33 protein-coding genes are annotated in these 18,895 nt (G+C 37.3%); 3 read left to right on the top strand and 30 right to left on the bottom strand.

Translation table 11 applies throughout. From position 1 onward, the window contains the following. Window positions 1-6: 6 nt before the first annotated feature. Window positions 7-423, top strand: coding sequence for an SH3 domain-containing protein (locus BUA97_RS09670; RefSeq protein ID WP_072997638.1), 417 nt, complete (start codon window positions 7-9; stop codon window positions 421-423). A 59-nt stretch (window positions 424-482) separates the two neighbouring features. Here BUA97_RS09670 and BUA97_RS09665 read toward each other — a convergent pair whose 3' ends face one another. Both BUA97_RS09665 and BUA97_RS09660 read right to left on the bottom strand, forming a co-directional pair. After that, on the bottom strand, window positions 483-1,451 hold the full coding sequence (locus BUA97_RS09665) for a glycosyltransferase family protein (RefSeq protein WP_072997637.1): 969 nt from the start codon (window positions 1,449-1,451) through the stop codon (window positions 483-485). Window positions 1,452-1,468: 17 nt separating this feature from the next. Next, window positions 1,469-2,293, bottom strand: a complete 825-nt coding sequence (locus BUA97_RS09660; protein WP_072997636.1) for a UDP-2,3-diacylglucosamine diphosphatase — start codon at window positions 2,291-2,293, stop codon at window positions 1,469-1,471. A 317-nt stretch (window positions 2,294-2,610) separates the two neighbouring features. Here BUA97_RS09660 and BUA97_RS09655 point away from each other — a divergent pair, with 317 nt between their 5' ends. Then, complete coding sequence (locus BUA97_RS09655; protein WP_072997635.1) at window positions 2,611-3,846, top strand: dicarboxylate/amino acid:cation symporter; 1,236 nt, start codon at window positions 2,611-2,613, stop codon at window positions 3,844-3,846. Between the two features lie 102 nt (window positions 3,847-3,948). On the opposite strand, the gene rplQ is transcribed toward BUA97_RS09655, so the two are convergent. The 28 genes from rplQ to rplC all read right to left on the bottom strand — a co-directional run bounded on the left by rplQ (window position 3,949) and on the right by rplC (window position 17,698). After that, the gene (gene rplQ / locus BUA97_RS09650; RefSeq protein WP_072997634.1) at window positions 3,949-4,467 is read right to left on the bottom strand and encodes a 50S ribosomal protein L17; all 519 of its coding nucleotides are present in this window, start codon (window positions 4,465-4,467) and stop codon (window positions 3,949-3,951) included. 8 nt (window positions 4,468-4,475) lie between these two features. Beyond that, window positions 4,476-5,471, bottom strand: a complete 996-nt coding sequence (locus BUA97_RS09645) for a DNA-directed RNA polymerase subunit alpha (protein ID WP_072997633.1) — start codon at window positions 5,469-5,471, stop codon at window positions 4,476-4,478. 31 nt (window positions 5,472-5,502) lie between these two features. Next, window positions 5,503-6,111, bottom strand: coding sequence for a 30S ribosomal protein S4 (gene rpsD, locus BUA97_RS09640; RefSeq protein ID WP_072997632.1), 609 nt, complete (start codon window positions 6,109-6,111; stop codon window positions 5,503-5,505). A gap of 20 nt (window positions 6,112-6,131) precedes the next feature. Beyond that, complete coding sequence (rpsK, locus tag BUA97_RS09635) at window positions 6,132-6,521, bottom strand: 30S ribosomal protein S11 (protein WP_027383298.1); 390 nt, start codon at window positions 6,519-6,521, stop codon at window positions 6,132-6,134. Between the two features lie 12 nt (window positions 6,522-6,533). After that, on the bottom strand, window positions 6,534-6,911 hold the full coding sequence (rpsM, locus tag BUA97_RS09630; RefSeq protein WP_072997631.1) for a 30S ribosomal protein S13: 378 nt from the start codon (window positions 6,909-6,911) through the stop codon (window positions 6,534-6,536). A gap of 14 nt (window positions 6,912-6,925) precedes the next feature. Further along, window positions 6,926-7,042 carry a 50S ribosomal protein L36 gene (gene rpmJ, locus BUA97_RS09625; protein ID WP_007839480.1) on the bottom strand — a complete coding sequence of 39 codons (117 nt, stop codon included), beginning with the start codon at window positions 7,040-7,042 and terminating at the stop codon, window positions 6,926-6,928. Window positions 7,043-7,052: 10 nt separating this feature from the next. Then, window positions 7,053-7,268, bottom strand: coding sequence for a translation initiation factor IF-1 (infA, locus tag BUA97_RS09620; protein ID WP_027383300.1), 216 nt, complete (start codon window positions 7,266-7,268; stop codon window positions 7,053-7,055). An 8-nt stretch (window positions 7,269-7,276) separates the two neighbouring features. Further along, on the bottom strand, window positions 7,277-8,656 hold the full coding sequence (gene secY, locus BUA97_RS09615) for a preprotein translocase subunit SecY (RefSeq protein ID WP_072997630.1): 1,380 nt from the start codon (window positions 8,654-8,656) through the stop codon (window positions 7,277-7,279). A gap of 10 nt (window positions 8,657-8,666) precedes the next feature. Next, a complete protein-coding gene (rplO, locus tag BUA97_RS09610; RefSeq protein ID WP_072997629.1) occupies window positions 8,667-9,116 on the bottom strand; it encodes a 50S ribosomal protein L15 in 450 nt (149 codons plus the stop codon). Between the two features lie 80 nt (window positions 9,117-9,196). After that, a complete protein-coding gene (gene rpmD / locus BUA97_RS09605; protein WP_027383303.1) occupies window positions 9,197-9,373 on the bottom strand; it encodes a 50S ribosomal protein L30 in 177 nt (58 codons plus the stop codon). Window positions 9,374-9,385: 12 nt separating this feature from the next. Continuing rightward, a complete protein-coding gene (rpsE, locus tag BUA97_RS09600; protein WP_027383304.1) occupies window positions 9,386-9,904 on the bottom strand; it encodes a 30S ribosomal protein S5 in 519 nt (172 codons plus the stop codon). A 19-nt stretch (window positions 9,905-9,923) separates the two neighbouring features. Next, window positions 9,924-10,277, bottom strand: coding sequence for a 50S ribosomal protein L18 (gene rplR, locus BUA97_RS09595; protein WP_072997628.1), 354 nt, complete (start codon window positions 10,275-10,277; stop codon window positions 9,924-9,926). An 11-nt stretch (window positions 10,278-10,288) separates the two neighbouring features. Continuing rightward, window positions 10,289-10,834: a 50S ribosomal protein L6 gene (rplF, locus tag BUA97_RS09590; RefSeq protein WP_072997627.1), complete on the bottom strand. Its 546-nt coding sequence runs from the start codon at window positions 10,832-10,834 to the stop codon at window positions 10,289-10,291. 18 nt (window positions 10,835-10,852) lie between these two features. Further along, window positions 10,853-11,251 (bottom strand): 30S ribosomal protein S8, encoded by a 399-nt coding sequence (gene rpsH / locus BUA97_RS09585; protein ID WP_027383307.1) that lies wholly within the window; start codon window positions 11,249-11,251, stop codon window positions 10,853-10,855. A 126-nt stretch (window positions 11,252-11,377) separates the two neighbouring features. Next, complete coding sequence (gene rpsN / locus BUA97_RS09580; RefSeq protein ID WP_034962852.1) at window positions 11,378-11,647, bottom strand: 30S ribosomal protein S14; 270 nt, start codon at window positions 11,645-11,647, stop codon at window positions 11,378-11,380. A 3-nt stretch (window positions 11,648-11,650) separates the two neighbouring features. Further along, complete coding sequence (rplE, locus tag BUA97_RS09575) at window positions 11,651-12,202, bottom strand: 50S ribosomal protein L5 (RefSeq protein ID WP_072997626.1); 552 nt, start codon at window positions 12,200-12,202, stop codon at window positions 11,651-11,653. 11 nt (window positions 12,203-12,213) lie between these two features. Further along, window positions 12,214-12,534, bottom strand: a complete 321-nt coding sequence (rplX, locus tag BUA97_RS09570; RefSeq protein ID WP_072997625.1) for a 50S ribosomal protein L24 — start codon at window positions 12,532-12,534, stop codon at window positions 12,214-12,216. Window positions 12,535-12,552: 18 nt separating this feature from the next. Further along, complete coding sequence (gene rplN / locus BUA97_RS09565) at window positions 12,553-12,921, bottom strand: 50S ribosomal protein L14 (protein ID WP_027383311.1); 369 nt, start codon at window positions 12,919-12,921, stop codon at window positions 12,553-12,555. 2 nt (window positions 12,922-12,923) lie between these two features. After that, on the bottom strand, window positions 12,924-13,181 hold the full coding sequence (gene rpsQ, locus BUA97_RS09560) for a 30S ribosomal protein S17 (protein WP_120212476.1): 258 nt from the start codon (window positions 13,179-13,181) through the stop codon (window positions 12,924-12,926). A 9-nt stretch (window positions 13,182-13,190) separates the two neighbouring features. Further along, the gene (gene rpmC / locus BUA97_RS09555; protein WP_072997623.1) at window positions 13,191-13,376 is read right to left on the bottom strand and encodes a 50S ribosomal protein L29; all 186 of its coding nucleotides are present in this window, start codon (window positions 13,374-13,376) and stop codon (window positions 13,191-13,193) included. Between the two features lie 11 nt (window positions 13,377-13,387). Continuing rightward, on the bottom strand, window positions 13,388-13,813 hold the full coding sequence (gene rplP / locus BUA97_RS09550) for a 50S ribosomal protein L16 (RefSeq protein WP_040993531.1): 426 nt from the start codon (window positions 13,811-13,813) through the stop codon (window positions 13,388-13,390). 78 nt (window positions 13,814-13,891) lie between these two features. Next, window positions 13,892-14,626, bottom strand: coding sequence for a 30S ribosomal protein S3 (gene rpsC, locus BUA97_RS09545; RefSeq protein ID WP_072997622.1), 735 nt, complete (start codon window positions 14,624-14,626; stop codon window positions 13,892-13,894). Between the two features lie 8 nt (window positions 14,627-14,634). After that, complete coding sequence (rplV, locus tag BUA97_RS09540; protein ID WP_072997621.1) at window positions 14,635-15,033, bottom strand: 50S ribosomal protein L22; 399 nt, start codon at window positions 15,031-15,033, stop codon at window positions 14,635-14,637. Window positions 15,034-15,035: 2 nt separating this feature from the next. Beyond that, entirely contained in the window at window positions 15,036-15,314 is a 279-nt protein-coding gene (gene rpsS, locus BUA97_RS09535) for a 30S ribosomal protein S19 (protein WP_072997620.1), read from the bottom strand. 2 nt (window positions 15,315-15,316) lie between these two features. Continuing rightward, the gene (rplB, locus tag BUA97_RS09530) at window positions 15,317-16,138 is read right to left on the bottom strand and encodes a 50S ribosomal protein L2 (RefSeq protein ID WP_072997619.1); all 822 of its coding nucleotides are present in this window, start codon (window positions 16,136-16,138) and stop codon (window positions 15,317-15,319) included. Window positions 16,139-16,157: 19 nt separating this feature from the next. Further along, entirely contained in the window at window positions 16,158-16,448 is a 291-nt protein-coding gene (gene rplW, locus BUA97_RS09525) for a 50S ribosomal protein L23 (protein ID WP_072997618.1), read from the bottom strand. Between the two features lie 3 nt (window positions 16,449-16,451). Next, complete coding sequence (gene rplD / locus BUA97_RS09520; RefSeq protein ID WP_072997617.1) at window positions 16,452-17,081, bottom strand: 50S ribosomal protein L4; 630 nt, start codon at window positions 17,079-17,081, stop codon at window positions 16,452-16,454. After that, window positions 17,072-17,698: a 50S ribosomal protein L3 gene (gene rplC, locus BUA97_RS09515; protein WP_072997616.1), complete on the bottom strand. Its 627-nt coding sequence runs from the start codon at window positions 17,696-17,698 to the stop codon at window positions 17,072-17,074. Before rplC ends, rplD begins: the two co-directional genes overlap by 10 nt. A 216-nt stretch (window positions 17,699-17,914) precedes the next feature. Here rplC and BUA97_RS09510 point away from each other — a divergent pair, with 216 nt between their 5' ends. Beyond that, on the top strand, window positions 17,915-18,886 hold the full coding sequence (locus BUA97_RS09510; protein ID WP_072997615.1) for a hypothetical protein: 972 nt from the start codon (window positions 17,915-17,917) through the stop codon (window positions 18,884-18,886). The last annotated feature ends 9 nt before the right edge of the window (window positions 18,887-18,895 follow it).

The following is an 18,895-nucleotide window of genomic DNA, read 5'->3' as shown; positions in this document are numbered from 1 at the left end:
TCACAAATGAGTTTACAGGATAAATATTCAAGTGTAGTTTCTGCTGCCCAGTCAGCAGGACTTTCCGACCTTTCCGTGCAAGAGCAGGACGGTATTTTGTACATAACCGGAAAGGCAACAAACAGTGCAGCGAAAGACAGCGTTTGGAATGCATTAGGCGCAATTGATCCTTCTTATACTGCAACTGACATCAATGTAGATGTGCAGGTTTCAGGATTGCAAGCTGGTGCATCGCTTACTGTCGCGACAGATGAGTCTAATCTGAACATCCGTCAGGAACCTTCTACTGAAGCTTCCGTTGTTGGAAAAGCAGCAAAAGGAGAAGTGGTAATCCTGGTTGAACAATCCTCTGACGATTGGTGGAAAATCAGAACAAAAGACGGAGAAGAAGGCTACGCTTACTCCAGATATTTAAGATCATAATAGAATTAGCATACAGCCTCTGATAGTCAGAGGCTTTTTATTAAGATTTATATTTTAATTTAATACAAAACTTCCTTTGTCAGAATAGTTTCTATATTATCCGGATAATCCACTTCAATAAACTGCTCGGCATTGATCCATTCTCTGATCTTTGCAGGATCCAGTTTATCAGAATTCGAAACACCCATTCGGTTCAGCGCAAAAGCATTGCACTCCTGTTCATACTGATTTTCAATTGGAATCACGAATAGTTTTTTATGCATAAAAAGTGCTTCCGCCGGTGTTTCAAAACCGGCATTACAAAGGATTCCTTCGCAGGATTCGAATAATTGAAGATACTTCACTTCATCGATCGGGAAAATCTCGACATTTTTAAATTTCTGAATTTGCTTCGCATACTTTGAGAAAACCTTCCATTCTACATCGATCCTCGTCAGGAAATTGGTAATCACTTCGTCAGAAAAGCTAGGCAAATAAACCAAATAATGGCCTTTGTTTTCAGGATTCAGCTTCCTGATTTTTTGTCTGATAACCGGCTTTTTGATATGCGGATTATAATTATCAAAATGAAATCCGATTTTCTTGCTACAAGGGACATAATTTTTAAGGATCAGATTGCCAAGCCAATCCTTTTTCTCTGGCTTAGGCGTTTCCTTGAAAGTCAGAGAAGCCTGATGGCTCAACTCTACAATGGGCAGGTTTTTCAGCTTAGCGGTCCAGCCTGTCAACGGTTCAAAATCATTGATGATCAAATCATATGCGCTAAGATCCAAATCCTTGATAACCTTTGCCACTTTACAGAAATTATTCTGAAAGAATGTTTTTTTATAGGAAAGACCACCGTTTTTATTATAAAGCAGAGATATCCCTTTGAACCGGAAATCAATATCAAAATCCGACTTCAGCTGTGTCTGATGTCCGCTAATGAGGGTATCTACCAAAGCATGTCTTTTGAGTATAGGGATGATTTCCTGGGCTCTTGCGAGATGTCCGTTTCCTGTTCCTTGGAAGGCATATAATATTTTCATCTGTAATTTTTGTTTTTTTATACAATCTGGGTCACGATTTTCATTAATTCTTCACTGTTAATTTCTTTCATTTCATCAGGTTCTTCATCCATTAGATGATGTTTTTCATCCTCATAAACAAAAAGTTTCCATACGCCGTTATGATATTCCAAAGCGGAAAGATTTTCTACCCAGTCACCTGAATTGAGATATATACACTTTCCTTTTTTCTCAACCACTTCCCGAATCTGTGGTTGATGGATATGTCCGCAAATCACATAATCAAAGTTGTTTTCAATAGCCAGTTCAGAAGCTGTGAGTTCAAAATCACCGATATACTTCACCGCTTTTTTGACATTATTCTTGATTTTTTTGGAAAAGGAATATTTTTCCCGACCAATTTTTTCAAGAAACCAATTCACCAGATTATTAATCGCAATCAGCAAATCATAGCCCTGGCCGCCGAGTTTTGCAATCCACTTGGAATGCTGAACCGATGCATCGAAAACGTCTCCGTGAAAAATCCAGGCCTTCTTATCACCAAGTTTCAAAACCTGTTTATTGCAAAGCTTGAGTTTACCCAATTCGAAATCTGTGAAATTCCTGAAAGCTTCATCATGGTTTCCTGTAATGTAAAAAACCTCAGAATCTTTGGTCGCAAATGAGATTAATTTTCTGACAACCTTCAGATGGGATTTGGGAAAATATGATTTTTTGAACTGCCAGATGTCGATGATATCACCGTTCAGAATCAGTATTTTGGGACGGATAGAGTTCAGATATCTTAGCAGTTCCTTGGCTTTGCAGCCATAAGTTCCAAGATGTATATCAGAAATAATAACAATTTCCACATCTCTTTTCATTTTACAATCAGATTTGTACAAAGAACGTTTTCTAATTTGAACTGAGCATGAATCCTATTTTATTTTTATTGACAGGAATTGATTGTTTTTAAAGTCTTTGCTTAATATTAATTTAAAATATTATTGGTTATTCTCGCAAAAATATTAGTTTTGTTCAGTTACAATTCACATTGAACATTTTTAAAACCTGTTATAGTTTTCAATCGCTGTGATTTTAAATACAAAGATTTTGAAAACAAAAAACACTTTAATAAGCAAAGATTTTGCTGAAGCAATCGATAATCTTCGCGAAAAAAAATTTTATAATAAAGCTACTTATGAAAGGTCAGAATAAACTGTTTATTGCGATTATTTTCGCATTGATATTAGGTGTTGTTTTAGGAGGAGTTATCCATACAACTTACCCTGATTCAAAAGAAGAATTTGCCAAAAATATCAAACTTCTTGGAACAGTTTTTATCCGACTGATTCAGATGATCATTGCGCCTTTGGTTTTTTCCACGTTGGTAGTCGGGATTGCGAAAATGGGTGACATCAAAATGGTTGGCCGTGTTGGGACGAAAGCGATGCTTTGGTTCATTACGGCGTCTTTGGTTTCACTTTCCATCGGTCTGGTCTTGGTAAATTGGCTGGAACCTGGTCACGTGACGACCTTGCCTATTCAGGATGCATCTTCCGCTTCAGAAATTGTGAGCAACAGCAAAGGTTTCTCGATGGAAGATTTTGTCAAACATATCATCCCGAAAAGTTTATTCGAAGCATTTGCGACAAACGAAGTTCTGCAAATCGTTGTTTTCTCCGTTATGTTTGGGATTGCACTCTCTGCGATGGGTGAGGATTATACAAAGCCCATTATCAAAGGTCTGGACGTGATTGCACACGCTATTTTGAAGATGGTAGGTTACATCATGTGGGTTGCACCATTAGGTGTTTTCGGTGCAATTTCTGCAGTGGTTGCGACCAATGGTTTTGAAATTTTCAAAGTTTATGCAATATACCTCAGAGACTTCTTTTTTGCACTGGCAATTCTTTGGCTTGTCTTTTTGTTAGTAGGATATATAATTCTGGGCAATCGTCTTTTCGAATTATTGAGAAGAATCAAAGAACCCTTATTAATTGCATTTTCTACAACAAGCTCCGAAGCTGTCTTCCCGAAACTAGTAGAAGAACTGGAAAGATTTGGCTGCAACAGCAGAATTGTATCATTTATTCTGCCACTAGGATATTCTTTCAATCTGGATGGAAGTATGATGTATATGACATTTGCATCGATCTTCATTGCACAGATCTATGGCATCGATATGCCGCTTGGTCAACAAATTATTATGCTGCTGGTTCTGATGCTGACGAGTAAAGGAATTGCCGGCGTCCCCAGAGCCAGCTTAGTGATCATTGTCGCCGCCTGCGGTATGTTTGATATTCCGGTGGAAGGGATTGCTTTGATTTTACCGATTGACCATTTCTGTGACATGGGAAGAAGTATGACGAATGTTCTTGGCAATGCACTGGCCACTTCGGCCGTAAGTAAGTGGGAAGGCCAATTGGAGAATTAGATAATTTGAGATTCTCTTTTTCAATCTAAAAATATAAATTATCCACAAATAAAAAAACCATCTCGTTTGAGATGGTTTTTATTATTCAAAGAACTGAGATTCTTATTCTTCAGTTTTTTCTTCTGTAGAAGTTTCTGCAGCAGGAGTTTCTTCCACTTTAGCTTCAGGAGCTTCAACAACGGCAGCAGTTTCCTTTTTAGGAGCGGCAGATCTTCTGCTTCTTCTGGTTGTTTTCTTCTCAGCTTCGTTTGGATTGTAGATATCATTGAAATCTACCAACTCGATTAGCGCAGTATCAGCAGCATCACCAGGTCTGAAACCTGTCTTGATGATTCTAGTGTAACCACCGTTTCTTTCAGCGATTTTAGGAGCTACAGTTCTGAACAATTCAGTAACCGCTTCTTTACTTTGCAAGTAAGAGAAAACGATTCTTCTATTGTGGGTTGTATCTTCTTTAGCTTTAGTAAGGATCGGTTCCACGTAAACTCTTAAAGCTTTCGCTTTAGCAACAGTAGTGTTGATTCTTTTATGTTCAATCAGGGAACAAGCCATGTTAGAAAGCATTGCTTTTCTGTGTGGTGCAGTTCTACCTAAGTGATTTATCTTTTTTCCGTGTCTCATTTTGAGGATTATTTATCAGCGTCTAACTTATATTTTGCAACATCAAAACCGAAATTTAGTCCTTTTGAGTGAACCAATTCTTCAAGTTCTGTTAAAGATTTTTTACCAAAATTTCTGAATTTCATCAAATCAGACTTACTGAAAGAAACCAGTTCTCCAAGCGTTTCCACTTCAGCCGCTTTCAGACAGTTAAGGGCTCTTACAGAAAGATCCATGTCTGCTAATTTTGACTTAAGCAATTGTCTTGTGTGAAGTGTTTCTTCGTCATATTGGATGGATGCTTTTACCGCTTCTGTTTCCAGAGTGATTCTCTCATCAGAGAAAAGCATGAAGTGATAGATCAGGATCTTAGAAGCTTCTGTCAAAGCATTCTGAGGTGTGATAGATCCATCAGTTTCGATATCCAATACCAATTTTTCGTAGTCTGTTTTTTGCTCTACACGATAATTTTCGATACTGTACTGAACTTTCTTGATTGGTGTGAAGATAGAATCGATAGCAATAGTTCCGATAGGAGCATTGTTCGACTTGTTCTGATCAGACGGAACATATCCTCTTCCTTTTTCAATGTTGAAAGTAATTTCAAACGTTACATCTTTAGCTAACGTTGCTATTACCAATTCTGGGTTAAGAACCTCGAAGTTCACGATTGAACCTTCCAGATCTCCAGCAGTAACAACATCTTTTCCTGAGATTTTTGCAGTTACCTGCTCATTACCCGGATTTTCAGTTTTAGCTTTAAGACGTAATTGTTTAAGATTCAGAATGATTTCAGTAACATCTTCGATCACTCCAGGTATCGTTGAAAATTCGTGCTCTACGCCTTCTATTTTGATAGATGAAATAGCATATCCTTCCAGAGAAGAAAGTAAAACTCTTCTCAATGCATTACCGATTGTAAGCCCGAAACCTGGTTCTAAAGGTCTGAATTCGAATTGTCCTTTAAAATCTGTCGAGTTTAACAGGATTACTTTATCGGGTTTTATAAATGTTAAAATTGCCATAGTCTGGTTGAGCAAAAATTTGAAAAAATTATTATTTAGAGTATAATTCGACGATTAACTGTTCTTTGATGTCCTCAGGAATCTGAATTCTCTCAGGAGCAGTGGTGAAAGTACCAGTTTTTTTCTCGTCATTGAATTGTAACCACTCATAATTTACTTTGGAAGCCAAAGCATCAGAGATTACTTCAAGAGATTTTGATTTCTCTCTTACAGCAATTTCGTCACCAGCTTTTAGCAAATAAGAAGGAATGTTTACCAGTTCTCCGTTCACAGTAATGTGTCTGTGAGAAACCAATTGTCTAGCAGCAGCTCTTGTTTTAGCAAAACCTAATCTGTAAACAACGTTATCCAGTCTCGATTCGCAAAGCTGAAGAAGAACTTCACCTGTTACGCCTTTGCTTCTGTGTGCTTTGTCGAAAAGGTTAGCGAACTGTCTTTCTAGGATACCATAAGTATACTTAGCCTTTTGCTTTTCTGCAAGCTGAGTAGCGTATTCTGATTTTTTCGCTCCTCTTCTTTTGTTAGGACCATGTTGTCCTGGTGGTTGATTTTTTCTTCTTTCGAAGTTTTTGTCATCTCCGTAAATTGCCTGACCAAATTTTCTAGCAATTTTAGTTTTAGGTCCAATATATCTTGCCATAATGGGTAAATTCTAAAAAATTAAACTCTTCTTCTTTTCGGTGGTCTACATCCGTTGTGTGGCATAGGTGTCACATCAACGATTTCGCTTACTTCAATCCCTGAGTTGTGAAGAGTTCTGATTGCAGATTCTCTACCAGCACCTGGACCTTTTACAAACACCTTAACTCTTCTTAGACCAGCTTCGAAAGCTACCTGAGAACAGTTTTCTGCAGCCATTTGTGCTGCGAATGGAGTATTCTTTTTAGAACCTCTGAAACCCATTTTACCGGCAGACGCCCAAGAGATAACCTCTCCTGCTTTATTTGTTAAAGAAATGATGATGTTATTGAAAGAAGCCTGAATATGCGCTTCACCAATAGCTTCAACTTTTACTTTTCTTTTTTTAACTACTTTAGTTTGTTTTGCCATAATTCCTAACGATTATTTACTTGCTTTTTTCTTGTTAGCAACTGTTTTTCTCTTTCCTTTACGGGTTCTAGAGTTGTTTTTCGTTCTCTGGCCTCTTAAAGGTAGTCCTAGTCTGTGACGTATTCCTCGTTGGCATCCTATGTCCATCAATCGCTTGATGTTCAATTGCACTTCAGAACGCAACTCACCTTCAACTTTTACGTTGTCTGTGATGTAGTTTCTGATTGCAGCCAATTCATCGTCATTCCATTCGTTGACTTTCTTGTCTTCGCTGATTCCAGCGTTTTTCAAAATTTCTGAAGCAGTACTCTTACCAATACCGTAGATATAAGTAAGTCCAATAACGCCTCTTTTGTTCTTTGGTAAATCAATACCTGAAATTCTCGCCATAATTTAATTGGTTCTTAACCTTGTCTTTGTTTAAATTTAGGGTTCTTTTTGTTGATTACGAAAAGTACACCTTTTCTGCGTACAATCTTGCAATCAGCACTTCTTTTTTTGATAGATGCTCTAACCTTCATTTTGTTATTTTTAATATCTAAAAGTTATTCTCCCTTTAGTCAAGTCATAAGGAGAGAGTTCGAGTCTTACCTTGTCTCCAGGTAAGAGTTTTATATAATGCATTCTCATTTTACCAGAAATATGGGCAATTAAAACATGCCCATTCTCTAGCTCTACTCGGAACTGTGCGTTGGAAAGTGCTTCCGTTATCACACCGTCTTGTTCTATATGTTTCTGTTTAGCCATTTATACTATTAATAGTTTGATGATCTTGATAATTTAGATTGCATCAACCCATCATAATGATGGTTCAGCAGATAAGTATTGATCTGTTGAACAGTATCCAGGATAACGCCAACCATGATCAATAAGGATGTACCACCGAAAAACAGGGCAAATCTATCTGTCTGAACAAACGCTCCGTGCACTATGGCCGGAAGGACTGCAAAGATAGATAAAAAAATCGCACCCGGCAAGGTTATCTTTGATAAAATATCATCAAGGTAATCTGCCGTTTCTTTTCCTGGTCTTACCTTCGGGATAAGCCCACCATTACGCTTGAGATCATCAGCCATCTGATTCACCGGAATGGTAATTGCTGTATAGAAAAATGAGAAAATTATAATTAATAATGCAAACAATACATTGTACTGCCAGCTAAAAACATTTTTGAATCCAGCCAAAAACGTGTTAGATTCATCTACTTTGGTTAACAATCCAGGAACAAACATCAATGCCTGCGCAAAGATGATCGGCATCACACCTGCGGCATTCACTTTCAATGGGATCCATTGTCTTGCGCCTTCCATCAGGTTTCTGCTAACACCACCTCTGGCCTGGGCTCTGCTAACGTATTGGATTGGAATTTTTCTTACCGCTACGGAAAGAACAATTGCAAGCAATACCACCAATAACCAAAATATGATCTCAACCAGAATCATAATGCTTCCCAGACCGCCTTTACCATTCTGTGTAAGAACTTCCTGGTAAAAAGCCGTAGGGAGATCCGCAAGGATACCCACCATAATTAAGATTGAAATACCATTACCAATACCTTTGTCCGTAATCTTCTCTCCTAACCACATTGCAAATACAGATCCTGCTACCAGAATTATGATACTTGGCAACCAAAACATAATGGATGCCGGATCTATATAATATGCAGACTGGAACTGTGAATATGGTAAAAAGAACTGGGTTACTGAGGTTAAATATGATGGTGCCTGTACAAGACAAACTCCAATAGTCAACCATCTGGTAATCTGGTTTAATGTATTTCTTCCACTTTCGCCGTCTTTCTGCAATTTCTGAAGATAAGGAATAGCCATTCCCATAAGCTGAACAATGATCGAAGCGGAGATGTATGGCATAATTCCTAATGCCATAATAGAAGCACGGCTAAATGCTCCACCTGTGAAAGATGACAATAAACCCAAAAGGCCGGCTCCTTGTTGGTTCCCGCCTTGATTTTGGTAATGTTGTAATAAGTTTCCTACTTCTGCCATGTTGATAGCCGGTAGAGAAACGTAAGATGCGAATCTATACACAAGGACCAAAGAAAGCGTCAGGATAATTTTATCTCTCAGCTCTTTTAGACTCCAAATGTTTTTTAGTGTTTGTATAAATTCTTTCATTGGTTATTAATTAAAGAGTAATTGCTTTACCTCCAGCCTTGTTGATTGCTTCTTCAGCAGACTTGGTAAATTTATCAGCAGAGATAGAAACACCAGATTTCAAATCACCTCTACCCATAATTTTTACCAATTCGTTTTTAGAAGCAAGACCGTTTTCTACTAATACGTCTCTGGTAATATCACCGGTGATGTTTTTAGTATCGATCAAAGTTTGGATTGTATCTAGGTTGATAGCTCTAAACTCTTTTCTATTAATATTTTTGAAACCAAACTTAGGTAATCTTCTTTGCAAAGGCATCTGTCCACCTTCGAAACCGATCTTCTGAGAATAACCAGCTCTTGCTTTCTGACCTTTATGACCTTTTGTTGAAGTACCACCGTATCCGCTTCCCTGTCCTCTACCAATTCTTTTTGTACTGAATGTAGAGCCAGTTGATGGTTTTAAATTATTTAAATTCATTGTTGTATTGAGATTATAGATTAAAAGATAAGAGATAAGAGACTACAAAATCCGAGTCTCTTTTCTCTATGTCTATTGTCTTATTTCTGAACTTCTAATAAGTGACTTACAGAAGCGATCATTCCTAAAATAGAAGGAGTAGCTTCGTGTTCTACAACTTGCTGAAGTCTCTTGAATCCTAGCGCTTCAAGTGTTCTTTTTTGAGTTTTAGAACGATTAATAGCACTTCTAACTAATTTTACTTTGATTGTTGCCATTGTTATAATTTATTAACCGTTAAACACTTTACTTAGAGAAACACCTCTCATTCTTGCAATCTCTTCCGGTCTTCTGATGTCCAACAATGCGTTGAAAGTAGCTTTCACAACATTGTGCGGGTTAGAAGATCCTTTGGATTTTGACAATACATCGTGTACACCCGCAGACTCCAGTACCGCTCTTACCGCACCACCGGCGATAAGTCCTGTACCGTGAGATGCTGGTCTCAAGAAGATATCAGCACCACCGTATCTTGCGGAAGTCTGGTGAGGAATTGTATGATTGATTACAGGAACTTTTACCAAGTTTTTCTTAGCGTCTTCTACAGCTTTCGCAATAGCAGAAGCAACTTCCTTAGATTTTCCAAGTCCATAACCGATGATACCATCTTCATTCCCTACAACAACAATTGCAGAAAATCCGAATGCCCTACCACCTTTCGTTACTTTAGTTACTCTGTTAACAGCAACCAGACGATCTTTTAATTCTAATCCTCCAGGTTTAACTCTTTCTATATTACTATCTACCATGTTTTCTGAATTTTTAAAATTAGAATTTAAGACCAGCTTCTCTAGCACCGTCAGCAAGAGCTTTCACTCTACCGTGGTATACAAAACCATTTCTATCAAACACAACATTCTCGATACCTGCTGCTTTCGCTTTAGCTGCAATAGCTTTTCCTACTGCCGCAGATACTTCTGTTTTAGTACCTTTAGCATCTACACCTTTCTCTCTGGAAGAAGCAGATACTAATGTTTTACCGTCTTTATCATCTACCAACTGAGCGTAGATCTCTTTATTACTTTTGAATACAGATAATCTTGGTAATGCTGCAGATCCGGAAATCTTCCCTCTTACTCTTCTTTTGATTCTGATTCGTTTTTCAACTTTTGTTAATGCCATTTTCTTAAATTTTATGCAGATTTACCGGCTTTTCTTCTGATGATTTCACCCACGAATTTCACACCTTTTCCTTTGTAAGGTTCAGGTTTTCTGAAAGATCTGATCTTAGCAGCCACCATTCCAAGAAGTTGATTATCGTAAGAAGATAATGTAATGATCGGGTTTTTCCCTTTTTCTGTCAATGTATCAAGAGTCACTTCTTTTGGAAGTTCCAATACAATACCGTGAGAAAATCCAAGAGCCAATTCTAATCTCTGGCCATTGTGAGATGCTCTGTATCCAACTCCTACTAGTTCTAATTGCTTAGTGAATCCTGTAGAAGTACCAACAATCATATTGTTGACAAGCGCTCTGTATAAACCGTGAAGCGCCTTATGTTCTTTTGAGTCAGAAGGACGGGTGAACGTTAGTACACCGTCTTCTTGTGAGAAGCTGATTCCTCCTGTAAGCTCCTGAGTTAATTCACCCTTTGGACCTTTAACTGTTACAACGTTATCTTTTTGAGACACTGTAACTCCAGCAGGAACTTCTATAATTGCTTTACCAATTCTTGACATTTTCCTTGTTTTAAAAAATTAATATACGTAGCAAATTACTTCACCTCCCACTTTCTCTTGTCTAGCTTTTTTATCAGTCATCACTCCTTTAGAAGTAGAGATGATAGCTACACCCAGTCCGTTTAGTACTCTTGGAAGTTCCTCAGAACCTTTGTACTGACGAAGACCTGGTCTGGAAGCTCTTTGAATAGACTTGATAGCCGGTTTGTTCGTTTGCTTATCATACTTCAAAGCGATCTTGATAGCTCCTTGAACTGCATTATCCTCGAACTTGTAGTTCAAGATATAACCTTGGTCAAAAAGAATCTTAGTGATCTCTTTTTTGATTTTCGATGCAGGAATTTCCACCACCTTGTGGCCTGCGCTTTGTGCGTTCCTTACTCTTGTTAGGAAATCTGAAATTGGATCTGTTACCATTTCTTTATTTTAAATTATTGGTTTATGACAACCAGTATTGAAAAGACTTGAAGATAGAGACATCAAAATTAGACATCTCTATCTTTAGTATCTCAACAACTTAATTGTCTCGATTTTTTTAATTGCTTACCAACTAGCTTTTTTAACTCCCGGGATAAGACCATTGTTTGCCATTTCTCTGAAAGTTACTCTGGAAATACCGAACGTTCTCATATATCCTCTTGGTCTTCCTGTCAGTTTACATCTGTTGTGCAATCTTACAGGAGAAGCATTTTTAGGCAATTTTTGTAATGCATCATAATCTCCAGCTTCTTTCAAAGCTTTTCTTTTTTCAGCATATTTAGCTACAGTAGCTTCTCTTTTGCGCTCACGCGCTTTCATTGATTCTTTAGCCATTTCTTAGTTCTTTTTGAACGGTAAACCGAAGTGAGTTAATAATGCTTTAGCTTCTTTATCAGTATTCGCAGATGTTACAAAAGTGATGTCCATCCCTTGGATTTTTTTCACTTTGTCGATAACAATCTCTGGGAAGATAATCTGCTCAGTAATACCTAAGTTATAATTACCTCTACCATCGAATCCGTCAGCTTTGATCCCAGAAAAATCTCTGATTCTTGGAAGTGCTGAAGAAGTTAATCTATCTAAGAATTCATACATTTTATCAGCTCTAAGTGTTACTCTAGCTCCGATTGGCATTCCTTTTCTTAGTTTGAAAGCAGCCTCATCTTTTTTAGATAAAGTACCAACAGCTTTTTGTCCAGTGATTGCAGTCAATTCTTCTACAGCATAGTCCACTATTTTTTTGTCCTGAACAGCTGCACCAAGTCCTTGGCTTACAACGATCTTCAATAATTTAGGAACCTGCATTACAGATTTATACCCAAATTCTTCCATCATTGCAGGAACAATCTTGTCTTTATATTGTTGTTTTGGTCTTACTATATATTCCATTGTAATTTAAATTATAAAGTTTCACCGGTTGTTTTAGCAACTCTTACTTTTTTATCACCATCTACTTTGTATCCAGCTTTTGTAGCTTTTCCGCTTTTGTCAAGCAGTGATACATTGGAAATATGTAGTGAAGCTTCCTTTTCAACGATTCCGCCCTGAGGGTTTTGTGCAGATGGCTTAGTATGTTTTTTAACGATATTAATTCCTGCAACGATAACTCTAGGATCTTTTCCTTCTTTCTTGATTACTTCAAGAACTTCACCTTTACTTCCTTTATTTTTTCCGGTAGTAACGATTACGTTGTCTCCTCTTTTGATTTTAACTTTTGTCATTTTCTTAAAATTTTAAAATTAAAGTACTTCAGGAGCTAATGAAATAACCTTCATATATTCTTTGTCTCTCAACTCACGGGCAACCGGTCCGAAAACACGAGTTCCTCTCATTTCTCCGGCAGCGTTTAGCAATACACAAGCGTTGTCTTCGAATTTGATGTAAGATCCATCTTTTCTTCTGACAGCTTTTTTAGTTCTTACTACAACTGCTTTTGATACCTGTCCTTTTTTTGCATTTCCTGATGGCGTAGAATCTTTGATAGTAACAACGATTTTATCACCAACTGAAGCATATCTTCTTCTAGTTCCTCCTAGAACTCTGATAACTAGTACTTCTTTTGCACCTGTGTTATCAGCAACTTTTAATCTTGATTCTGTTTGTAACATTATTACTTAGCTTTTTCAATGATTCTTACTAATCTCCATCTTTTGCTTTTGCTCAAAGGTCTAGTTTCTGTAATCAAAACTGTATCTCCTTCGTTGCACTCGTTATTTTCATCGTGTGCGGTATATTTTTTCGTTTTCAAAACGAATTTCCCGTACATTGGATGTTTTACTCTCGTAGTCTCACTAACAACAATAGTTTTTTCCATTTTATTGCTGGAAACTACTCCAATACGTTCTTTTCTTAAATTTCTATCCATTATAAAAAGGAATTATTGTTTGTTAGTTAATTCTGTGTTAAGTCTTGCGATTGTTTTTCTCAAATCTCTGATCTGAATCGGATTTTCAACTGGGCTAATTCTGTGAGCTAATTTCAGTTTTGAATAGTTAGCTTTAGCGTCTGCCAATTGAACTTTGATATCCTCTAGGCTTAAATTTTTGATGTCAGCTTTTTTCATTGTAATAGAGATTAAAGAGGTTTAACAAAATCGTTTGCAACTACGAACTTGGTAACTACCGGCAATTTTTGCGCAGCTAGTCTTAGAGCTTCTTTCGCTACTTCGTAAGGCACTCCACCAACTTCGAACATAATTTTACCTGGTTTTACTACAGCTACCCAATATTCTACAGCACCTTTACCTTTACCCATACGTACTTCCGCTGGTTTTTTAGTAATCGGCTTATCCGGGAATATTTTGATCCATAGCTGACCTTCTCTTTTCATATATCTTGTAGCAGCAATACGCGCAGCTTCAATCTGTCTTGCAGTGATCCAAGCACCTTCTATAGCTTTGATCCCGAAAGTTCCGTAAGCAAGTTGATTACCTCTCTGTGCAATCCCCTTCATTTTCATCTTATGAACTCTACGGAATTTGGTTCTTTTTGGTTGTAACATAATTTCTTAAATTTTAGATTTTAGAATTTAGATTTTAAAAAAGTAACGGTCATTTAAAAACTATCCTCTAAAATTTTATTAATTATTTCTTCTTGGTTTTCTGTCTCCTCTGTCTCCTCTGTCGTTTCTCTCTCTACCTCCAGCCGGTGCTTTTTTCTGTTGTCCTACTAGTGGCGTAAGTTCTCTTTTACCATAAACTTCACCTTTCATGATCCAAACTTTTACACCAAGTTTTCCGTATTGAGTCAGTGCTTCACCGATATGATAATCGATATCTGCACGGAATGTTGACAATGGAATTCTACCTTCTTTGAAAGATTCTGATCTTGCCATCTCTGCACCGTTCAATCTTCCGGAGATCATTACCTTGATACCTTCAGCACCCATTCTCATTGTGCTTGCCATTGCCATCTTAACCGCTCTTCTGTAAGAGATTCTGTTTTCGATTTGTTTAGCAATACTGTCCGCAACCAATACAGCGTCAAGCTCAGGTCTTTTGATTTCGAAGATGTTGATTTGAATATCCTTTCCAGTCAATTTTTTCAACTCTTCTTTCAATTTATCAACTTCCTGACCGCCTTTCCCGATGATAAGACCAGGTCTTGCAGTAGTAATAGTTACTGTTACCAGTTTCAGTGTTCTTTCAATATAGATTTTTGAAATCCCTCCTTTGGATAATCTTGCTTCAAGGTATCTTCTGATTTTGTAATCTTCAGCGATTCTGTCGCCGTAGTTTTTACCACCAAACCAGTTAGAATCCCATCCTCTGATGATTCCTAATCTGTTACCTATTGGATTTGTCTTCTGTCCCATACCTTGAATTAATTTTCTTTTGTACCTAAGATTAATGTAATGTGGTTCGATCTTTTTCTGATTCTGTAACCTCTACCTTGTGGTGCCGGTCTCAGTCTCTTCAATTGTCTTGCACTATCCACAAATATTTCTTTCACGATAAGGTTTGCTTCTTCAATATCAGCACCTTCGTTCTTAGCTTGCCAGTTAGCAATTGCAGAAAGTAATACTTTTTCCAATTTGTTAGAAGCATCTTTCTTAGAATACTTAAGGATATATAAAGCTTTATCTACCTCTACTCCTCTGATGATATCAGCAACTAATCTCATTTTTCTAGGAGAAGACGGGCAATCGTTATGCAACGCTTTTGCCACATCTTGGTTTGCTATTTTACGTGCTAATGCACTCTCTCTTTTTCTTGATCCCATGATTATCTACCTCCTTTATTTTTGTTACCACCGTGACCTCTGAAAGATCTTGTCGGAGAAAATTCGCCTAATTTGTGTCCAACCATGTTTTCTGTAACGTAAACAGGGATAAAAGATTTCCCGTTGTGTACAGCAATAGTTTGACCTACAAAGTCCGGAGAAATCATAGATGCTCTAGACCAAGTTTTGATTACAGTCTTTTTACCAGACTCTACATTTGCCTGAACCTTCTTATCTAAATGATGTGCGATGAATGGTCCTTTTTTAAGTGATCTTGCCATAATTATTTTCTTTTAGATACGATGTAACGGTTAGACACTTTGTTTTTCTTTCTAGTTTTGTAACCTTTAGCCGGCATACCGTTTCTAGATCTTGGGTGACCTCCGGAAGAACGTCCTTCACCACCTCCCATTGGGTGATCTACAGGGTTCATTACTACCGGTCTTGTTCTTGGTCTTCTACCTAACCATCTGCTTCTACCAGCCTTACCTGATACTGTTAACTGATGATCTGAGTTGGAAACTGAACCAACCATTGCCATGCATTCCGTAAGGATCATTCTGGATTCTCCAGAAGGCAATTTGATGATTGCATATTTTCCGTCTCTTGAAGTCAACTGAGCAGAAGAACCAGCACTTCTTGCCAAGATCGCACCTTGTCCAGGCTTCATCTCTACGCAAGAAATTACAGTACCCAATGGAATATTTTTCAATTTCATTGCGTTACCGACGTTCGGTTCTACACTTTCTCCAGAAACAATTTTCTGATCAACTTTGATCCCGTTCGGAGCGATGATATATCTCTTTTCTCCGTCTGCATACTCTACTAGAGCGATGAATGCAGTTCTGTTTGGATCATACTCTACAGTTTTTACCGTTGCTTCAACATCGAATTTATTTCTTTTGAAGTCGATAATTCTGTATTTCTTTTTGTGTCCACCGCCGGTGTAACGCATGGTCATTTTACCAGTTTGGTTACGTCCACCTGACTTACTAATACCAACTGTCAGAGATTTCTCTGGCTTGTTAGTAGTAATTTCCTCAAAGTTATTAACAACTCTGAATCTCTGTCCCGGGGTGATAGGTTTTAATTTTCTAACAGACATTACTATTATTTATAATTAATTAATTTGTTGCGAAAATATCAATAACTTCTCCAGCAGCCAATGTTACAACTGCTTTTTTCAATTTATTGGTTTTCCCAACTTGAAGTCCTTTTTTCGTGTATTTAGAAGAAACTTTAGGCGCATAAATCATGGTTCTAACGTCTGCTACTTTTACACCATAAGCTGCCTCAATAGCACCTTTAATCTGGATCTTGTTAGCCTTTGGAGCTACCAAGAAAGAATAAGCACCTCTCAGATCTGTAAGATAGTTTGCTTTTTCTGAAATAATTGGTTTAATAATTAGTGACATGATTTATTTCTTTAAGTTGTCCTGAAATTTTTCTACTGCACCTTCTAAGAAGATAATCTCACCTGCGTTGATCAAATCATAAGAGGAAATCTCGTTATAATTCAACACTCTTGTCTTAGGCAAGTTTCTTGAAGATAGATATACATTCTTGTTAGCTTCAGGAAGCACGAATAATGATTTTTTACCTGTAAGTGTCAAAGCATCCAACAATGTGATGAATTCTTTAGTCTTAGGCGCATCAAAACTCAAGTTCTCCAAAACTTTGATACTGTTGTCTCTCAATTTCTGAGATAAAACAGATTTTTTAGCTAATCTCTTAAGCGCTTTGTTCAATTTGAATCTGTAGTCTCTTGGTTTTGGACCAAAAACTCTACCTCCACCTTTGAAAGTTGGCGACTTGATATCACCATATCTCGCAGATCCTGAACCTTTTTGCTTTTTAAGCTTTCTTGTAGAAGCCGTAATTTCGCTTCTTTCTTTTGATTTATGAGTACCTTGACGCTGTGCAGCAAGATATTGCTTAACCTCTAAGTAAACCGCATGCTGATTTGGCTCAATTCCGAATACTGATTCGTCAAGAGTTACTTTTCTTCCGGTTTCTTTTCCTGATGTACTTAATACTACTAGTTCCATTTCTTGATAATTACATAAGAATTTTTAGCTCCCGGAACAGCACCTTTTACTACTAAAAGATTTTGTTCTCCATCTACTTTTAACACCTGAAGGTTCTGAACAGTCACCTGCTTACCTCCCATTCTGCCTGCCATTCTCATCCCCTTGAATACTCTTGAAGGATCTGAACCAGCACCGATAGAACCTGGAGCTCTAAGTCTGTTATGCTGTCCGTGAGTAGCCTGCATTACACCTCCAAATCCGTGTCTTTTAACAACACCTTGGAAACCTTTACCTTTAGAAGTTCCTGTTACATCTACATATTCGCCTTCTGCAAACATGCCAACTTCTACTGAATCTCCTGTTTTAACATCGTGTTCGAATGCATTTCTGAATTCTACGATCTTAGCTTTAGGAGTTGAACCAGCCTTTTTAAAATGACCAGCTAACGCTTTACCAACGTTCTTCTCACTCTTGTCATCGAAACCTAGTTGTACGGCAACATATCCGTCAACCTCTTCGGTTCTGACCTGTAAAACCGCGCATGGACCAGCCTGAATAACTGTACAAGGAATGTTTTTCCCGTCTTCGTTAAACAAAGATGTCATACCGATTTTTTTACCAATAATACCTGACATTATTTATATATATCTATTATATTTTGTTTCAGCATTTTAGCGGTTTTCGTAATATTCTATGTCTGAAATAGGCATACTCCTTCCCTAAAATGAGTGTGCAAATTTATGGATATTTTTCAAACTGACAAATTTTATTACAAAATATTTTGATTTTTAATGATTTAGCACAAAAGCATAAAACTTTTCATTTTATTAATTGAATTTCTAAATTTGGATATGAAAAAAATAATCTCAGTTTTTATTCTGCTCTTTTTCTTCAGTTGCGAAAAAAAAGGAAATCATCCGTATTCGTTTTATTATTGGAAGACTAGAATCAAAAGCACAGATACAGAAAATAAAGCACTTGAGCAATCCACATCTTCTGACTGGTATGTCAGGTTTTTTGATGTCGACAAAGTGAATGGAAAATTCCAGCCGGTTGGTATCGTAACAAAAGATCCGAGTTTCAGCACTTCTAAAGATACTGTTCCTGTCATCTTTATCACCAACAGAACTTTTCTTAATATCAAAGAACCGGAAGTCCGTTTTCTGGCAGAAAGTATTCATCAGCTTATCGAAAAGAAAATTAAAGAACTCGGATTTAAAAACACTTCCGAGATCCAGATCGATTGTGACTGGACTGCCGGAACAAAACAGGATTATTTTCATTTTCTGAAGCAACTGAAAATAGTCTCAAAGAAAACCATCACTTCCACACTCAGGCTCCATCAGGTGAGAGACAAAAAGCTGATGGGAACTCCGCCTGTAGAAAAGGTATATCTGATGTGTTATTCAACATCTTCGCCTTTGGAAAATTCTGATAAAAATTCTATCCTGGACGTACAGCTTCTGAAAAATTACCTTTCTGAAATCCAGCATTACCCAATTAAAAATATTGATGTTGCACTTCCCATTTATTCCTGGGGAATTATTACCAATCATCTCGGTAAACACAAACTGATTAATGCCATATCAGAAAAAGATCTTGACAACAAGGATTTTGAAAAAATTTCGGAAAACGAAGCCATCGTCAGAGAAGACGGCTTCTTTTTTGGTCATTTCCTGAATAAAGGCTTCAGGATAAAAGTGGAACAGATTCCGCAAGAACAACTGAATGAAGTTACTGATTTTCTGAACAGAAAAATTCATAACTTTAACCTTATATATTATCAGCTCGACGAAAGGTTTATCCGAAACCGTGATTTTTAAACGCTAAAA

It is taken from the genome of Epilithonimonas mollis (genome assembly GCF_900142325.1).
GTDB lineage: Bacteria > Bacteroidota > Bacteroidia > Flavobacteriales > Weeksellaceae > Epilithonimonas > Epilithonimonas mollis.
This window is presented reverse-complemented; position numbering and strand designations above follow the sequence as displayed.

Bases quoted from the DNA above. Each gene is read 5' to 3' on its own strand.
- BUA97_RS09670 (WP_072997638.1), top strand. From the start codon at position 7: ATGAGTTTACAGGATAAATATTCAAGTGTAGTTTCTGCTGCCCAGTCA.
- BUA97_RS09665 (WP_072997637.1), bottom strand. From the start codon at position 1,451: ATGAAAATATTATATGCCTTCCAAGGAACAGGAAACGGACATCTCGCA.
- BUA97_RS09660 (WP_072997636.1), bottom strand. From the start codon at position 2,293: ATGAAAAGAGATGTGGAAATTGTTATTATTTCTGATATACATCTTGGA.
- BUA97_RS09655 (WP_072997635.1), top strand. From the start codon at position 2,611: ATGAAAGGTCAGAATAAACTGTTTATTGCGATTATTTTCGCATTGATA.
- rplQ (WP_072997634.1), bottom strand. From the start codon at position 4,467: ATGAGACACGGAAAAAAGATAAATCACTTAGGTAGAACTGCACCACAC.
- BUA97_RS09645 (WP_072997633.1), bottom strand. From the start codon at position 5,471: ATGGCAATTTTAACATTTATAAAACCCGATAAAGTAATCCTGTTAAAC.
- rpsD (WP_072997632.1), bottom strand. From the start codon at position 6,111: ATGGCAAGATATATTGGACCTAAAACTAAAATTGCTAGAAAATTTGGT.
- rpsK (WP_027383298.1), bottom strand. From the start codon at position 6,521: ATGGCAAAACAAACTAAAGTAGTTAAAAAAAGAAAAGTAAAAGTTGAA.
- rpsM (WP_072997631.1), bottom strand. From the start codon at position 6,911: ATGGCGAGAATTTCAGGTATTGATTTACCAAAGAACAAAAGAGGCGTT.
- rpmJ (WP_007839480.1), bottom strand. From the start codon at position 7,042: ATGAAGGTTAGAGCATCTATCAAAAAAAGAAGTGCTGATTGCAAGATT.
- infA (WP_027383300.1), bottom strand. From the start codon at position 7,268: ATGGCTAAACAGAAACATATAGAACAAGACGGTGTGATAACGGAAGCA.
- secY (WP_072997630.1), bottom strand. From the start codon at position 8,656: ATGAAAGAATTTATACAAACACTAAAAAACATTTGGAGTCTAAAAGAG.
- rplO (WP_072997629.1), bottom strand. From the start codon at position 9,116: ATGAATTTAAATAATTTAAAACCATCAACTGGCTCTACATTCAGTACA.
- rpmD (WP_027383303.1), bottom strand. From the start codon at position 9,373: ATGGCAACAATCAAAGTAAAATTAGTTAGAAGTGCTATTAATCGTTCT.
- rpsE (WP_027383304.1), bottom strand. From the start codon at position 9,904: ATGGTAGATAGTAATATAGAAAGAGTTAAACCTGGAGGATTAGAATTA.
- rplR (WP_072997628.1), bottom strand. From the start codon at position 10,277: ATGGCATTAACAAAAGTTGAAAAACGAATCAGAATCAAAAGAAGAGTA.
- rplF (WP_072997627.1), bottom strand. From the start codon at position 10,834: ATGTCAAGAATTGGTAAAGCAATTATAGAAGTTCCTGCTGGAGTTACA.
- rpsH (WP_027383307.1), bottom strand. From the start codon at position 11,251: ATGGTAACAGATCCAATTTCAGATTTCCTAACAAGAGTAAGGAACGCA.
- rpsN (WP_034962852.1), bottom strand. From the start codon at position 11,647: ATGGCTAAAGAATCAATGAAAGCGCGTGAGCGCAAAAGAGAAGCTACT.
- rplE (WP_072997626.1), bottom strand. From the start codon at position 12,202: ATGGAATATATAGTAAGACCAAAACAACAATATAAAGACAAGATTGTT.
- rplX (WP_072997625.1), bottom strand. From the start codon at position 12,534: ATGACAAAAGTTAAAATCAAAAGAGGAGACAACGTAATCGTTACTACC.
- rplN (WP_027383311.1), bottom strand. From the start codon at position 12,921: ATGTTACAAACAGAATCAAGATTAAAAGTTGCTGATAACACAGGTGCA.
- rpmC (WP_072997623.1), bottom strand. From the start codon at position 13,376: ATGAAAAAAGCTGACATCAAAAATTTAAGCCTAGAGGATATCAAAGTT.
- rplP (WP_040993531.1), bottom strand. From the start codon at position 13,813: ATGTTACAACCAAAAAGAACCAAATTCCGTAGAGTTCATAAGATGAAA.
- rpsC (WP_072997622.1), bottom strand. From the start codon at position 14,626: ATGGGACAGAAGACAAATCCAATAGGTAACAGATTAGGAATCATCAGA.
- rplV (WP_072997621.1), bottom strand. From the start codon at position 15,033: ATGGGATCAAGAAAAAGAGAGAGTGCATTAGCACGTAAAATAGCAAAC.
- rpsS (WP_072997620.1), bottom strand. From the start codon at position 15,314: ATGGCAAGATCACTTAAAAAAGGACCATTCATCGCACATCATTTAGAT.
- rplB (WP_072997619.1), bottom strand. From the start codon at position 16,138: ATGTCTGTTAGAAAATTAAAACCTATCACCCCGGGACAGAGATTCAGA.
- rplW (WP_072997618.1), bottom strand. From the start codon at position 16,448: ATGTCACTAATTATTAAACCAATTATTTCAGAAAAAGCAAACTATCTT.
- rplD (WP_072997617.1), bottom strand. From the start codon at position 17,081: ATGGAACTAGTAGTATTAAGTACATCAGGAAAAGAAACCGGAAGAAAA.
- rplC (WP_072997616.1), bottom strand. From the start codon at position 17,698: ATGTCAGGTATTATTGGTAAAAAAATCGGTATGACATCTTTGTTTAAC.
- BUA97_RS09510 (WP_072997615.1), top strand. From the start codon at position 17,915: ATGAAAAAAATAATCTCAGTTTTTATTCTGCTCTTTTTCTTCAGTTGC.